Raw genomic sequence first — 15054 nt, forward strand, 5'->3', positions numbered from 1 at the left:
GTCCTCCGTTCCGGCAACGCTTAGGCGTGCTGGCTCATCAATTCAATAAAGTGATCAAACAATGGCGCGGCATCGTGCGGCCCTGGACTTGCTTCAGGGTGACCTTGGAAACTAAAGGCCGGCACATCCGTACGGTGGATGCCCTGCAACGTGCCGTCGAAGAGTGATTTGTGCGTCACTTTTAAATTGTCCGGAAGGTTATCTTCGGTGACCGCAAAGCCATGGTTCTGACTGGTAATCATCACGCGGCCAGTAGCTAGATCTTGCACCGGATGGTTGGCACCATGGTGACCAAACTTCATTTTGCCAGTTTTCGCACCGCTCGCCAGCGCTAATAATTGGTGACCTAAACAGATACCGAAAACCGGTAGCTTCGCCGCAATCAGCTCGCGAATCGCTGTAATCGCATAGTCACAAGGTTCTGGATCGCCTGGTCCGTTCGACAAAAACACGCCATCTGGATTCAGTGCGAGGACATCCTTTGCGGGGGTTTGTGCGGGTACCAAAGTGACTTTACAGCCGCGGTCCGCCAACATACGCAAAATGTTACGCTTACAGCCATAGTCGTAGGCAACAACATGAAACTTAGGCTCAGTTAATTCCCCAAAGCCTTCGCCAAGTTGCCAACTGGTGCTCGTCCACTCGTGTGGCGTTCGAATCGTCACCTCTTTGGCGAGATCCATACCTTGTAACCCCGGGAAACCGCGGGCAAGCTCTAGCGCCTTATCGATATCCAATTCACCATCGACATTACCGGCCATGATACAGCCGTTTTGCGCCCCTTTCTCGCGCAGAATGCGTGTTAATTTGCGCGTATCAATATCCGCAATACCCACCACATTTCGCTGCCGCAGATAGTCACCTAGTGATTGCTCTTGACGGAAGTTGCTTGCTTTAAGTGACATGTCACGAATCACCAGACCTTTAGCCCAAACGCGGTTGGATTCTTCGTCTTCGTGGGTGGTGCCGTAATTGCCAATATGGGGATATGTGAGAGTAACGATTTGTTCAGCATAGGAGGGATCGGTGAGAATTTCTTGGTAGCCGGTCATGGCGGTATTAAAAACAACTTCGCCGACTGCCGTGCCGCCGGCACCGATAGCTGTGCCGTGAAAAACAGTTCCATCCGCAAGCACCAAAATGGCTTTGCTCGCTGAATGGCTCGCTAGAATACTCAAGGTTAACCTCCGTACATAAAAAAACGGGTGAATCAAAAATTGACTTCCCCGTTGATTACCTTGCACCAGCTTAAAAGTGCGCGTTTTCAGCTTGCCAACTTTGCGTCGGCAAATTGGTCGTATTCTATAAAAAAAGCGCTGCTGCGTCTAGCTAAATTTGTTTCAGTAACGTCGTAAGATGATCCCTTAAGTTTAAACTGTCCGCCATGCAATAACGTCCAGCAGGTTGCTCAACAAGCCACTGCACAGCGTGCACAGCACCGCTTGCGAAAATACGTCGATCCGTCACACGATGCTGTAACTCGATGCGCTCCCCGGGCTGTGCAACGAGTACCGCATGTTCACCAATAATATCGGCGGCGCGCAGTACCGCAAAACCGATACTGCCCGACTCACGCAAGCCATCACCGCGAACGCCAGCATCGACGTCAGCGAAGTTCACACCACGGCCTCGAGCTGCGGCCTTGCCAAGTAATAGTGCCGTACCCGATGGGCCATCGCGCTTCGCACTATGATGGGCTTCGGTTATCTCAATATCGGCAGCGGGTAGACTCGCACTGGTCAATTGCACCAATTGCTCGAGCAAACAAACACCGACGCTCGTATTTGCCGCATAAAGCAGTGGAATCGACTTCGCGGCACTCTCTAACAGCCCCTCTTGTTCGGTGTTTAACCCTGTTGTACAAACCACAATAGGCACATTCAAGCGCTGCGCGAGCTGCAAATTACTCGCTAAAGCTACAGGTAAACTAAAGTCGATAAGGGCATCAACAGCGCCAGCTTGCAGTTCGCTGCCGGCACAAAAATTTAGTCCTGCCAAGGTAGACTGTCCAAGACGGGCTGAGTGCGCCCTTACCACTGCCGCAGCCGGCACTAGTTCAGACTCAGACAATTCTCGCAGGACTGCTTGCCCCATGCGCCCACTAGCGCCAATTACTCCAACTCTCATCAAGATGTCGATTCCATTGCTAAAGTTTGTTCGCGTTCCTGCCGACCCAGGACGACGGAAACCGCCATATCGCCGGTTACATTTGTTGCTGTACGCATCATATCAATAATTCGGTCGACCGCAGCGATAAAAGCAATACCTTCAAGCGGTAAGCCTATCACATTTAAGGTTACGGTCAGCATCACTAAAGCAGTGCCGGGCACGCCTGCGGTACCGATCGATGCCAAGGTAGCCGTCGCGGTAATTAACAAGTAGTCAGTGAACTCTAGCGGAATACCATAAAGTTGCGCGATGAAAATCGATGCAATAGCCGGATAAATTCCACCACAACCATCCATATTAATCGTCGCGCCTAGTGGCAACACGAAACTCGCATAAGACTTCTTCACCCCTAAACGTTCCGTGATCGCTTGGTGCGCCGCCGGAATCGTGCCAAAACTACTACAAGTAGTAAACGCCACGAGCTGCGCCGAAAACACAGATTTAAAAAAGTACCAGGGCGACATCCCAGCCAAACGCACCAAAGTCCCGTAGGTTAAGAAAATATGGAGTAAGCACGCCAGATAAATGGCACCAATAAAGGCCGCCAATGGCGCCAAACTACTTAGCCCATAATGCCCCACAACCCAAGCCATCAAGCCCAAGACCCCAAACGGCGTAAGTTCCAACACCATTTTGGTAATACGGTACATCACCTGTGCACCAGACTTTAGTACATTACCTAAAGCCCGAGCTGGTTCTCCCACTTGGCGAATCGCAATCCCCACTAACGCAGCGAACACAACAATCTGCAAGATCTTACCTTCGGCTAATGCCGCAAACGGATTGACCGGAATCATATTTAAGAATACTGCAGCAGGCCCCGGTACCTCTTTCTCTTGATAGTCTGCAGCTGCACTCAAGTCTTGTGTCGCCGTCACGTCCAACAAACTACCGACACTCAAACCAATGACACTGGCAATTACCGCAGTTAACAAGAACAGACCAACCGTCTTCGCACCTATCTGGCCGAGCCCTTCGCCTTCACCAAACTGCAAAATCGCATTTACAATCGCACAGAAAATGAGCGGCGCCACGAGCATTTTCAATGCTCGAATAAATACATCACCCAGCGGCTTCAGTTGCACCGCTACATCAGGTACCAGTAAGCCGGCCACAACGCCTATCACAAAGGCACCCAGCACCCGTTGCCAGAACGGAATCGCAAACCACGTTTTCAGCATACATCCTCTTCGCTATTGAAGTTTTGCGTATTGTACGGGGCTTGCATTGTTTTCGATTAGAACGATTGGTTATTCGTTATTCCTACGTTCGGCATTACGGGTAGCCCGTGGTTCTACCACGGGCTATGTTGAATTCAACGAAAATGGTCAATACGTTAGGTTTGACCCGTGGTAGAACCACGGGCTACCAACCGCGAACAGCAAAGAACGCTGTTAAGGTTTTGGACAGTTAGAGCGGGGGGCTTGGCGATAGGTTGGCATTGCTTCTGCGCTTAATTGCTCTAGCGCATCGATGCGGGTTTGTGGCGATGGATGCGTAGATAAGAATTCTGGTGGCGTTGGTCCGCCTTGTTTGGCCATATTGCGCCATAAGTCGGCCGCTTCGCGCGGATCATAACCAGCAGCCGCCATATAGCGCATGCCTAGTTCGTCTGACTCACTCTCGTGAATCCGCGAGTAAGGCAAAATATAACCTAATTGTAGGCCCACACCGAGCACACCCATCACCAACGCCGCTTGATCACTATCCATTTCTTGACCGATGAGCATACCACCAAGCTGCAAACCAAGACCTGCCGCAAACTGATTCGACATCCGCTCATTGCTATGTTGAGCAATCACGTGGCCAATCTCATGGCCGATAACTGCGGCTAATTGATCGGAATTTTCGGCAACATCAATGAGACCGGTATAAACACCAATCTTTCCGCCCGGCAAAGCAAACGCATTCACCTGCTCACTCTCGAATACCGTTACGTCCCACTGTTGCTGCGACCATGGCGATGGCAGCACGGCAATTAGGTCATTGGTAATACATTGCACGTACTGATTGAGTGCAGGGTCTTGCGAAACTTTTTCTTTTTCTTTAATGGAGCTATAACTTTGCGCACCCAGTTGAGCCAGCTCATCGCTGCTAAATAGTTGCAGTTGCGAACGACCTGTCGGCGATTGTGTACAAGCCACCAGTCCAGCGACTGCCGTTGCGATTAAAACCTTCTTCAAGGTGCGCATATGCTTTCTCCTAGCTTTCGCCTCCGCGACTAGCCACGGAGGTCATCAAAGAAACGTTTTACGCCATCGAAAAAGCCTTTTTCTTTCGGACGATAACGTGCGGCTTCATCGCCACTGCCCATCGACTCATCCAATTGGCGCAACAAATCCTTCTGCTTTTCTGACAAGTTGACCGGTGTTTCGAGCACCACTTTACAGATGAGATCGCCAGTGGCGCCAGTACGAACTGAACGGACACCTTTGCCACGCAAACGAAACAGCTTACCGGTTTGCGTTTCCGCCGGTATCTTCAGTTTCACCTTGCCTTCCAATGTCGGCACGTGAATGTCGCCACCTAAAGCTGCATGCGTAAAGCTTAAAGGTACTTCACAATATAAATTATTGCCATCACGTTTGAAAATCGGATGCTCGCGCACGTGAACCTGCACATACAAGTCGCCCGCTGGAGCTCCCATTTCACCCGCTTCACCTTCACCATTTAAGCGGATACGGTCGCCGGTATCAACGCCTGCCGGAATTTTTACATTCAGGGTTTTAGTGCGCTCTACGCGACCTTCGCCATGACAGGTGCGGCATGGATCTTTAATGACCTTGCCGCGTCCACGACAGTGCGGACATGGCTGCTGCACCGCAAAAAAGCCTTGGCGCATTTGGATGTGGCCGGCACCATGACAGTGTGAACAGGTTTCTGCACCACTACCTTTACGTGCACCTGAGCCGTCACAATCTTCACATTCTGATAGTTTCGGTATCTTCAGCTCGACTTCTTTACCACGCACCGCCTCTTCCAGCGATAACTCAAGGTTGTAACGTAAATCAGCACCGCGTGCCGCTTGCGCACGACCACCACCGCGACGTCCGCCGCCAAAGATATCACCGAACACGTCACCAAAAATATCCGCGAAGTCGGCTGCGCCAGCACCGCCACCACCAAAGCCACCTTGGCCTTGTTCAAAGGCTGCGTGTCCATATTGGTCGTAGGCTGCGCGTTTTTGTGGGTCCATAAGGACCTCATACGCTGTTTTCACTTCTTTAAATTTAAGCTCTAGCTCTTTATCACCCTTGGTACGATCTGGGTGATACTTCATCGCCATACGCTTATAAGCTTTTTTGATGTCGCGTTCGCTAGCATCTCTGCTTACGCCCAGCACTTCATAAAAATCTGGTTTCGCCATAATCTTGCGTCTTCCACTTTTCTAAATTTGCTTCGTCCTGACACAAACACACGGAGGCCACCTGCTGGCAACCCCCGTGCGTTGTTATCACAGACACCCGGTGGGCGTGTGCTTACTTTTTCTCGTCGTCTTTGACTTCTTCAAACTCAGCATCAACAACGTCGTCGTCTTGCTTTGCTTGTTGCTCGCCAGTTCCTGCATCAGCACCAGCTTGCTGTGCTTTTTGCTGTGCCGCTTCCATGAGCTTGCTAGAAGCTTCAATTAATGCCTGCTGTTTGGCTTCGATTTGCTCTTTATCGTTCGCCTTCACAGCTGCTTCTAGCTCACCAATAGCCGCTTCGATTTTCTCTTTCTCCGCGCTATCTAAGCTATCACCAACTTCTTCAAGTTGCTTGCGAGTCGCATGCACTAAGCCGTCTGCTTGGTTGCGTACTTGCACCATTTCTTCAAACTTACGGTCTTCCTCAGCATGTGCTTCGGCGTCACGTACCATTTTCTCGACGTCTTCGTCGCTCAGGCCTGATGAAGCTTTAATGGTGATCTTTTGCTCTTTACCTGTGTCTTTATCTTTCGCAGACACATGCAAGATACCGTCAGCATCGAGGTCAAAGGTTACTTCGATTTGCGGTACACCACGTTGGGCTGGGCGAATACCTTCTAAGTTAAATTGACCTAATGATTTGTTATCTGCCGCACGCTTGCGCTCACCTTGGATAACATGAACAGTTACCGCTGACTGATTGTCTTCAGCAGTTGAGAAGGTTTGCGACTGCTTCGTAGGAATCGTCGTATTCTTCTCGATCAGTTTGGTCATCACGCCGCCCATGGTCTCGATACCGAGCGACAATGGGGTCACGTCAAGCAACAAGACATCTTTCACGTCACCTTGCAACACACCAGCCTGCACCGCAGCACCCACAGCTACTGCTTCGTCAGGGTTCACGTCACGGCGTGGCTCTTTACCGAAGAAATCGGTCACGGCCTGCTGTACTTTCGGCATCCGAGTTTGGCCACCGACCATGATAATGTCTTGAATATCGCTGACCGAGAGGTCTGCATCTGCAAGTGCTTGTTTAACCGGTTCCAATGACTTACTGATCAAGTCTTCAACCAATGACTCAAGCTTGGCGCGCGTTACTTTAATCGCCAAGTGCTTAGGACCGGTGTTGTCCGCCGTAATATACGGCAAGTTCACTTCGGTTTGCTGTGCAGATGACAATTCGATCTTGGCTTTTTCGGCCGCTTCTTTTAGACGCTGCATTGCCAAAGGATCTTTGCGTAAATCGATACCTTGGTCTTTCTCAAACTGCTCAACCAAGTAGTTGATTAAGCGGTTGTCAAAGTCTTCACCACCAAGGTGAGTGTCACCATTGGTAGCAAGTACTTCAAAGGTATGTTCGCCTTCAACTTCATCGATTTCGATGATTGAAATATCGAAAGTACCACCACCTAAGTCATACACAGCGATGGTGTTATCGCCTTTCTTTTTGTCCATACCGTAAGCAAGTGCAGCTGCGGTTGGCTCGTTGATAATACGCTTAACTTCCAAGCCAGCAATGCGGCCAGCGTCTTTGGTTGCTTGGCGTTGCGCATCGTTAAAGTAGGCAGGCACAGTAATAACTGCTTCGGTCACTTTCTCACCAAGGAAGTCCTCCGCAGTTTTCTTCATCTTTTTCAAGATTTCAGCAGAAATTTGCGGTGGCGCTTTCTTATCGTCATTGATCTGAACCCATGCATCACCATTGTCCGCTTCGACAATTTTGTAAGGCATAATGCCGATGTCGCGCTGCACTTCATCATCTTTAAAACGACGACCAATCAAACGCTTGATTGCAAATAGGGTTTTATTTGGGTTGGTTACCGCCTGACGCTTGGCCGGCTGACCCACTAAAGTTTCACCGTCGTCTGTAAACGCTACTACCGAAGGCGTTGTACGATCACCCTCAGCGTTTTCGATAACGCGTGCTTTGTCGCCATCAAGTACAGCAACACACGAATTCGTTGTACCTAAATCAATACCAATAATTTTGCCCATGACTGTCTCCAAACTCCAACATTCAAAATACTTCGTTATTCCTGATATGGGGCATCTCTAAATTTTTTCAATGCCCGCTCAGGTAATTTATCTTTGGTTGACAGTGTTATGGGGTTGCGAAAAAGGATTACAAGCCTTGTGGTTAATTTTTTTCTTAAACCCAGCCTTTTGGACGCGCAGCTGTTGGGTAGTCCTTCATGCCCAACGCTCGCTGGAGCCAGAGTTCATGTGGCGGTAGCATCTGTCGCGCCATTTGCAAACGTTGCAAAATTGCCGGATTGACTTGGGTTGGTGGACGGCGCTCACCGAACCATTGATCACATTCCTCTTGCAAAAATTCCATGCCATACAAAATGCATTCGTAACTTTCGTGATTCCATAAGCCGCCCGTATCTACTGGAGAGCGTGCATCCATCAGACCAGAACCGAGCGGTGGCAGCGCACCATCGGCTTGCCCAACAAGCGCAGCGAAATTTTGGTCTTGAAAGTCATGAGCACTCGGTGGCTTATGCCGCCAAAACTCAAACTTAGCTTGCAAGCGATCAGTAATGTGCTCACGCTCTTGTACGGTACGCCAAAACTCGGTATCAGTGCGCTTCGTCAGGCAGTAATGCATGTTGATAAAATCGAGAATTTCATAATAACGGTTGGTCATCAGACGGTTATATCGTGCAGCAAGAATTTCTTGATCTTCTCGGTGCCAAGGAAAGTGCTCAGCGAGTAGCACCGCACCTAAATCACTCAAATAAAGTCCGGTCGATTCAAGTGGCTCAATAAAACCGCCAGATAAGCCAATAGCGACACAATTACCTTGCCACTGTTGATGACGTCGCCCTGCTTTAAAAGGTATAAAACGGCACGGTAAATCATCGGTATTGCCGCCCTGATAGGCGCGCATTTCACGCTCGGCTGCCTCTTCATCAATGAAGGCACTGGAATGCACATAACCAATCGAACGACGGGTTTGCATGGGGATATCCCAAATCCAGCCGTTCGACAACGCTGTAGCGGTCGTATAAGGCCGCACCATGCCTGGATAATGCGTGTCATATGGCACGTGCATCGTCACCGCACGATCGCAAAGCAGGTACTTGCCAAAATCTTCGTAGCCAACGCCCATTTCTTTTTCCAACAGCAGCGAGCGGAAGCCGGTACAGTCGACAAAAATATCCGCCGTGATTTCTTGGCCTTTGTCGGTGGTAACACTCGCAATATCGCCATTGGCATGCTTCTTCACTTCCGCCATATTGGCCATGGTATGTACAACATTTCGAGCGGTGGAGAAGTCACGCAGATAATCGGCAAATTTTTGCGCATTCATCTGATACGCATAATTAAGCCGCGCCCCCATGCGCCATTCACCAAACATAACGGGGGCGCGCCCCCACTCACAAACTAAAGGCTGAATCGAGCAGGTTTCCATGAACGGCACACTGCGGTCAGAGCGAAGCCAATCACTACCGGCGTAATCAATAGGTTGAGCGCGTAGACTACTGAACGGATGGTGGTAAAAGCTGTTGTCATTGTGAACCCAGTTCACATATTTGATCGATTGCTTAAACGTACCTTCGGTGACCCGCATGAATTCCATTTCGTCAATACCAATAGCGGCGAGTAAGTGTCGCATCGAGGGAATCGTTGCTTCACCGACCGAAATACGGGGTGTGTCAGGTGATTCGAGTAGCTCGATATCAACACGATGGTCATTACCCCGCCGATTTAACGCGCCATTGAGATAAGCAGCCGCCATCCAGCCAGCCGAGCCACCACCGACAATAAGAATCTTCCGCTTTTCCATAACCTACTCCGCTTAGTGCGTTGTAATTATTCGTTGTAACCGAGTAACGTTCGGAGGCCCGGAGCTGCATAATCAACCAGTTTACGTTGTTGCTCAGGTAGCTCATTCGGGATCGAAAAGGCTGTATTGCTCAAGTTATCGCGGTAGGTCCCGCTTTGCTCGCGATCCGCACCCACGCGGATACGCTCGCGCCAGTCCGCTGGAAATTCGCGTAAGTTAAGCGGTGCCAACAATTCGCGGAAATACGACTCTGCTTCATCGCTGTCGAGATTGACGACGTTGTCGCGCAACTCCTCGTAGCGCACCAGTTTCACACCCGTGCCCAACCATGCTGCTGCGTTATTATCGAAAATATCAGCCAATGACGGCACTTTTTGGTGGATACCAAAAATCATCATGTTGAGAATCTCTTCAAGATTAATTTGCCCAGCCTTGAGGTGCTCTAAATTACCTTGAAAATTATCTGATAAGAAGAAACGTGCGCGCGCTAAAACCCAGTCGTAAGGGTCACGGACCACCACAATATGCTGCGCTTTGTGAAGCGCGATGCAGGCCTCGTCAGAAAAAAGCAAATGCCCCCAACTTAATTTGGGCTGCAACGGATTAAACGCTCCGACATGCTGCCGCAAAACCGGAATTTGAATGAAAGTATCGTGGTATTGCTGGTTTACGGGCACAAACATCCGAAAGATATTGCGAATTAAATGGGTGCCACATTTCGGCACTGAATTCAAAAAAACGGGAACGGTTAGAACTTGTTGGTCAAAGTCCTGATTACGTTCGTTAAGAGTATCAGGCTTGGTCACAATACGCGCCATTGTTTGCTCACTGTTGTTGTTATTCGTTCTATGAGTTTGCCATTTTCGCGGCCTATAAAAAAGAAAATGCCGACAAAAAGTCGGCATTTTATCTTAGTGCTTGTGTCTACACTGCTAATTAAAAGTCATAAGCAATGTTGACGAAGGCACGGCGACCTAACCAGTCGTACTGACTGTAGAAGGCTGCGTTACCTACACGCGTCGCGTAGCTGCTCGAAGAAATCTGAGGAGCTTCTTTATCGAATGCATTCGCAACACCAACAGTGATACTCAAGCCTTCGTCGATAAAGTCACGAGTTGCAGAGAACGCATGATAGATCACCGATGGAGTAGCAAGGTCGATACGAACCTCGTCACCCCAATAGGTAGCATCATCACGGTACTCGCCGTCACCATACCACTCGTGGTTCGATGCTTCACCGATGTAACGTGCGGTCCAGTTATAGGTCCAATCACCTTTCATCATCGCAAAGTTGAAGTTACCCACGTGCTCAGGGCGACCTAAGCGACCAGCGCGGTCTTGGCGCTCACTGGTTGGTAGTAATTTGCTTGAAGCTTCAATCTGATACGTGTGCTCATAACTCAATTCGAACTCAGCGAAATCAGTAGAGAACGGATAGCTCATTTGCAAATCGACACCAGTATTCACTTGGCTTGCGATGTTCAAGTAATTACCTTGAACTTCTTCAACGCGCAGGTCAGTTTCATTACGGAAGAACTGATCACATAGCGGCTCTGATTCGAAGTTCTGTGACGAATAACAACCACCAACGATTTGGCCTGCGCCAAGCAGTGTTACTTCACCTTCGATTTCGATATCGAAGTAGTCGATACTCATCGCGAAATCAGTGAAGCTTGGTGTCCAGACGAAACCAACAGTGTTCGCAGTAGAAGTTTCAGCTTTAAGCGTACCGAAACCACCACCAGTGACGACTGTGGCTGAAATTGCACCACCAGCGTAATCTTCCGGGATGCCGTCAGCAGCACAGTTTGCCGCAACATTATCGGAAATATTACCCTGTTCGAGATTCTCACCCCAACGAATACATGGATCAACACTACGCTGGCTTGCGAAGCTTGACTGGTCGTTTAGGAACAATTCGTAAAGCGCTGGTGACCGGAACGATGTACCACGTGAAGCACGAATACGGAAACCTTCAACCACTGACCAGTTCAAGCCCGCTTTATAAGTAGTATCGCTACCATAGGTTGAAACGTCAGTGAAACGACCTGAAACCGAAACATCCAAGCTTTCCATTAATGGCAAGTCACGAACAACTGGGATTTGCACTTCTGCAAAGGCTGCGCGCGTGAATGATTTACCACGTGTGATACCTGCAGATGACATACCCCAGCTGTTACCCTGAAGTGTCACTTCTCCTGGGGTATCATTGATCTTATCTTGCTGGAACGATAGACCCGCTGCCATGCCTACAAAGCCAGCTGGGAGCTCCATTAGATCACCAGTAATAATACCTTCCAACGTGCGTTGGTTATAAATGGTGTTACCGGTTTCAGAACCGAACAAGAATTCTTGCATTTCTGGGCTGATATTACCCGCCAAGAATTGCGGATCGAGCCACGGTACATCTTTACAAGGAATACCACGTACCGACAGCTCCATACCTTCACATGAGCCGGTCAGGAAGTTCTGATCGAAAATCGCATCTTGGTAGATGATTTTCTGCTGATAGTCACCATCACTGCGACTGTCTTGGTAGTTGATATCCCAGTACCAATCACCGATTGAGCCTTCGATACCGGCAACAAAACGACGATAATCTACAGTAATTTCGCTGCCCGAGTGATCCGTGATCGGCGTTGGGCTTAACCACTGCGCACCTGTCCAGCCTTCGCTACGCGTATCACCAGAGAAGAAGTTTTCGTTGTAGAGGTAGCTCCAGAACTGACGATAACCATTTGTGATGGTTTTACGACGGTTTAACAACACTTCGGTGTACAAAGTTGTGGTATCTGACGCCCAGTATTCACCTTCAACAAAAACAGTCGCAACTTCAGTTTCTGGTGAAAGCGTTTCTAAGTCTTGGAAAGGATGGTCGGCATTGGTTACACCGAACGATTCACGGTCATAAGCGACTGGGTACCAGCCTTCTGGGGTACGCATAGAGTTAGGACCGGTCGCGCGATCGTTAAACGAGTCGAGGTACTGACCTAAGTCACCATCGTAATCATACTGCGCTTTTGCACCTGGAGGTACTTCGCCCGAGTAGTCATAGATCCAAACATGGCCCCAAAGTAAGTCATTACAATGGTATTCGTTGGTACGTGGATCAACTACATCGACACGCTCACCTGAATCTGGGTCGAAGAAGTAAGGGTTACCACAAGCAAATACATCACGGTCACCACGCGCAAGCTCTTGGGTGCGCTGGTAGTCACCGACTACGCGTAATGAGCCGCTGTCAAAGCTACGGCCCATGGTACCGCTTAAGCGGAACTGAGCACCGCCGTCGTCCATCGGCTGACTCATGTTCAGGTTGAGGCTACTTTCATCACCCGATTTAGTGATAATGTTTACAACACCAGCAACAGCGTCAGAACCGTAAAGTGAAGAAGCACCATCTTTCAGGATCTCAACACGCTCAACGGCAGACAAAGGCATGATGTTTAAGTCGAACGCAGAAACCTGACCACGAGTACCCGCAGGGCCGATACGGCGGCCATTCAACAATACCAACGTACGGTTCGCGCCTAAACCACGCAGCGAGAAGGTTTCAGTACCCGTACCACCTTCGGTGACAAAGGCAGTTGAAGTCGCCGCTGTGATTTGGTTTGAACCCGCAGCAACGGTAGAAGTACGCAATAAATCACCAAGCGTGACAAGACCTTGGTCAACGGCGTCGCTGGCATTAATGATTTCAACAGGAGCGGCCTGGTCGAGGCCATCAGTGCGGATGCGAGAACCCAAAACTTGGATTTTCTCTTGCGGTTCTTCAGTTACCGCATTGTCATTATCTTCGTCTGAACCGGTATCTTGCGCTAAGGCTACAGGGCTTGTTGCGGCGAACACGCAACCCATAGCGATAGCCAAGCGACTCAGCTTCAACTCTTCGAGGAATGTAGTCATAGGACATCCTTTATTGTTTTTATGATGATTATCATCTAAGAGGAACTCGAAAGCGCAGGCTTTTCCTCCCCCTAACGCTTGATAATAAACCATAAGAACAACATTACAACCTAAAAATGTTGCTCAGGACGCCCCTAGACTGGCTTCTTTGTTTCAAACCTGTGTCAGTTTTTTACCACCATTACCATCGCTGGACGTAATAAACGTCCGCTCAATGTGTAGCCTTTTTGCATCACCGCCAAAATAGTATTGTTCTCTTTGCCTTCAGCAGCTTGCATTGACATCGCTTGATGCAAATCTGGATTAAAAGTTTCTCCTTCTTCGCCAACCGCTTCAACACCAAATTTAGTTAGCGTGCTCAGCAGGCTCTTGTGCGTAAGCTCAATACCCTCCAGAAAGTTGGCATTAATGCTTTCTTCTTGGTCTGCGATCGCTAGCGCGCGTTCGAGATTGTCGACCGTAGTCAACAATTCATTGGCAAACTTCTCCAGAGCAAATTTATGCGCCTTCTCAACATCTTGCGCAGCGCGACGACGCACATTTTCCATTTCGGCGACAGCTCGTACGGCACGATCTTTCGATTCTTCCGCCCGCTGCTCCGCTTGACTGAGTGCAAGCTCCAGCTCAGCAATACGTTCGTCTGCTACGGTTGACAGTACTTGCTCTTCACCGCTGTCTTGCGTCTCGCTTTCTGTCTGCTCTACAGTTTCTGGCTCGTGCTCATCAACTGCAACTTTTTGTTCATTTTCCTTCGCAGAATCGTGTTGGGTCATGTTTCGTTACTCTTTCAATGTGATATAACTAAGCTTGTGCTCTGTTATGGGGGCACGATTTTTTGATTCAAGGTATTTTGCATAAAAATCGAGGGAAGTTTTATGGCAAATCCACAGGCGCTAGCCTTTCAACGCATTGCTCTACTCGGTAAGGTCAATCATGAAGCGACCCGCGCCACGCTCCTTACCTTAGAGCAAGAGTTGGGATCCCTTGGTTTGGATGTCATCATTGAAGAGCGCACTGCGCAACAGCTCGATCGGCGTGAACGAGCGACCCTTCCCCTCGAGCAACTGGGTGAAGCCGCAGACTTAGCAGTGGTCGTGGGAGGTGACGGCAACATGCTCGGCGCGGCACGCATTCTTTGCGAGCATAACGTCGCCGTGGTCGGCGTTAACCGCGGCAACCTCGGTTTTCTTACCGATCTTGACCCCGACCATGTCATGCAGCAACTTCGTGCGGTATTAGCGGGTGACTTTATCACTGAAGAACGCTTCCTATTACAAGCCGAAGTCATCCGTAATGGTCATCGCCATAATGTTGGTCGTGCGATCAACGAGGTCGTGCTGCATTCTGACAAAGTCGCCCACATGATCGAGTTTGAAGTTTATGTCGACAGTGACTTCGTTTATAGCCAGCGTTCTGATGGATTAATCGTAAGCACGCCTACCGGCTCCACTGCGTATTCGTTATCCGGTGGCGGACCAATTTTAACCCCGGGATTAGACGCGATTAGTTTAGTTCCTATGTTCCCACATACCTTAAGTAGTCGCCCCATCGTGGTCGGTGCGAACTGTACCTTACACCTCAAACCTTCACCGGATAATGGTAATTTGCAGTTAAGTTGTGACGGCCATATGCGCATGGAAGTACTCCCCAACGACGAAGTGTTGATCCACAAATACGCCTATACTTTGACGCTATTACACCCTAAAGATCACAGCTACTTCAAAGTGTTACGAAATAAACTCGGTTGGGGTAGCCGACTCTTTTAAGCTCTGACTTGCA

The 15054-nt window shown here is 49.4% G+C and carries 11 protein-coding genes; 1 reads left to right on the top strand and 10 read right to left on the bottom strand.

Annotated features, from left to right (window positions below; all coding sequences use genetic code 11):
• Positions 1 to 20: 20 nt before the first annotated feature.
• The 10 genes from carA to grpE all read right to left on the bottom strand — a co-directional run bounded on the left by carA (position 21) and on the right by grpE (position 14048).
• Entirely contained in the window at positions 21 to 1178 is a 1158-nt protein-coding gene (carA, locus tag NV375_RS04720; protein WP_258807163.1) for a glutamine-hydrolyzing carbamoyl-phosphate synthase small subunit, read from the bottom strand.
• A gap of 151 nt (positions 1179 to 1329) precedes the next feature.
• Entirely contained in the window at positions 1330 to 2127 is a 798-nt protein-coding gene (dapB, locus tag NV375_RS04725; RefSeq protein ID WP_258807164.1) for a 4-hydroxy-tetrahydrodipicolinate reductase, read from the bottom strand.
• Entirely contained in the window at positions 2127 to 3350 is a 1224-nt protein-coding gene (locus tag NV375_RS04730; protein ID WP_258807165.1) for a dicarboxylate/amino acid:cation symporter, read from the bottom strand. The genes dapB and NV375_RS04730 overlap by 1 nt, the downstream gene beginning before the upstream one ends.
• Before the next feature lie 213 nt (positions 3351 to 3563).
• Complete coding sequence (locus NV375_RS04735; protein ID WP_258807166.1) at positions 3564 to 4361, bottom strand: M48 family metallopeptidase; 798 nt, start codon at positions 4359 to 4361, stop codon at positions 3564 to 3566.
• A gap of 29 nt (positions 4362 to 4390) precedes the next feature.
• A complete protein-coding gene (gene dnaJ, locus NV375_RS04740; RefSeq protein WP_258807167.1) occupies positions 4391 to 5536 on the bottom strand; it encodes a molecular chaperone DnaJ in 1146 nt (381 codons plus the stop codon).
• 112 nt (positions 5537 to 5648) lie between these two features.
• The gene (dnaK, locus tag NV375_RS04745; RefSeq protein WP_258807168.1) at positions 5649 to 7571 is read right to left on the bottom strand and encodes a molecular chaperone DnaK; all 1923 of its coding nucleotides are present in this window, start codon (positions 7569 to 7571) and stop codon (positions 5649 to 5651) included.
• Positions 7572 to 7725: 154 nt separating this feature from the next.
• A complete protein-coding gene (locus tag NV375_RS04750; protein WP_258807169.1) occupies positions 7726 to 9369 on the bottom strand; it encodes a tryptophan halogenase family protein in 1644 nt (547 codons plus the stop codon).
• A gap of 26 nt (positions 9370 to 9395) precedes the next feature.
• Complete coding sequence (locus NV375_RS04755; protein ID WP_126771000.1) at positions 9396 to 10187, bottom strand: hypothetical protein; 792 nt, start codon at positions 10185 to 10187, stop codon at positions 9396 to 9398.
• Between the two features lie 118 nt (positions 10188 to 10305).
• On the bottom strand, positions 10306 to 13275 hold the full coding sequence (locus NV375_RS04760) for a TonB-dependent receptor domain-containing protein (RefSeq protein WP_258807170.1): 2970 nt from the start codon (positions 13273 to 13275) through the stop codon (positions 10306 to 10308).
• Positions 13276 to 13439: 164 nt separating this feature from the next.
• A complete protein-coding gene (gene grpE, locus NV375_RS04765; protein WP_126771004.1) occupies positions 13440 to 14048 on the bottom strand; it encodes a nucleotide exchange factor GrpE in 609 nt (202 codons plus the stop codon).
• A 102-nt stretch (positions 14049 to 14150) separates the two neighbouring features.
• Between grpE and nadK the strand changes: the two genes are divergently transcribed.
• Positions 14151 to 15041, top strand: coding sequence for an NAD(+) kinase (gene nadK, locus NV375_RS04770; RefSeq protein WP_126771006.1), 891 nt, complete (start codon positions 14151 to 14153; stop codon positions 15039 to 15041).
• Positions 15042 to 15054 lie beyond the last annotated feature (13 nt).

Origin of the sequence: Pseudidiomarina sp. CB1, assembly GCF_024752025.1 — a bacterium.
Classification (GTDB): Bacteria; Pseudomonadota; Gammaproteobacteria; order Enterobacterales; family Alteromonadaceae; genus Pseudidiomarina.

Coding starts and splice junctions, on each gene's coding strand:
- nadK (WP_126771006.1), top strand. CDS start 14,151: ATGGCAAATCCACAGGCGCTAGCCTTTCAACGCATTGCTCTACTCGGT.
- dapB (WP_258807164.1), bottom strand. CDS start 2,127: ATGAGAGTTGGAGTAATTGGCGCTAGTGGGCGCATGGGGCAAGCAGTC.
- NV375_RS04750 (WP_258807169.1), bottom strand. CDS start 9,369: ATGGAAAAGCGGAAGATTCTTATTGTCGGTGGTGGCTCGGCTGGCTGG.
- dnaJ (WP_258807167.1), bottom strand. CDS start 5,536: ATGGCGAAACCAGATTTTTATGAAGTGCTGGGCGTAAGCAGAGATGCT.
- dnaK (WP_258807168.1), bottom strand. CDS start 7,571: ATGGGCAAAATTATTGGTATTGATTTAGGTACAACGAATTCGTGTGTT.
- NV375_RS04730 (WP_258807165.1), bottom strand. CDS start 3,350: ATGCTGAAAACGTGGTTTGCGATTCCGTTCTGGCAACGGGTGCTGGGT.
- NV375_RS04760 (WP_258807170.1), bottom strand. CDS start 13,275: ATGACTACATTCCTCGAAGAGTTGAAGCTGAGTCGCTTGGCTATCGCT.
- NV375_RS04755 (WP_126771000.1), bottom strand. CDS start 10,187: ATGGCGCGTATTGTGACCAAGCCTGATACTCTTAACGAACGTAATCAG.
- NV375_RS04735 (WP_258807166.1), bottom strand. CDS start 4,361: ATGCGCACCTTGAAGAAGGTTTTAATCGCAACGGCAGTCGCTGGACTG.
- grpE (WP_126771004.1), bottom strand. CDS start 14,048: ATGACCCAACACGATTCTGCGAAGGAAAATGAACAAAAAGTTGCAGTT.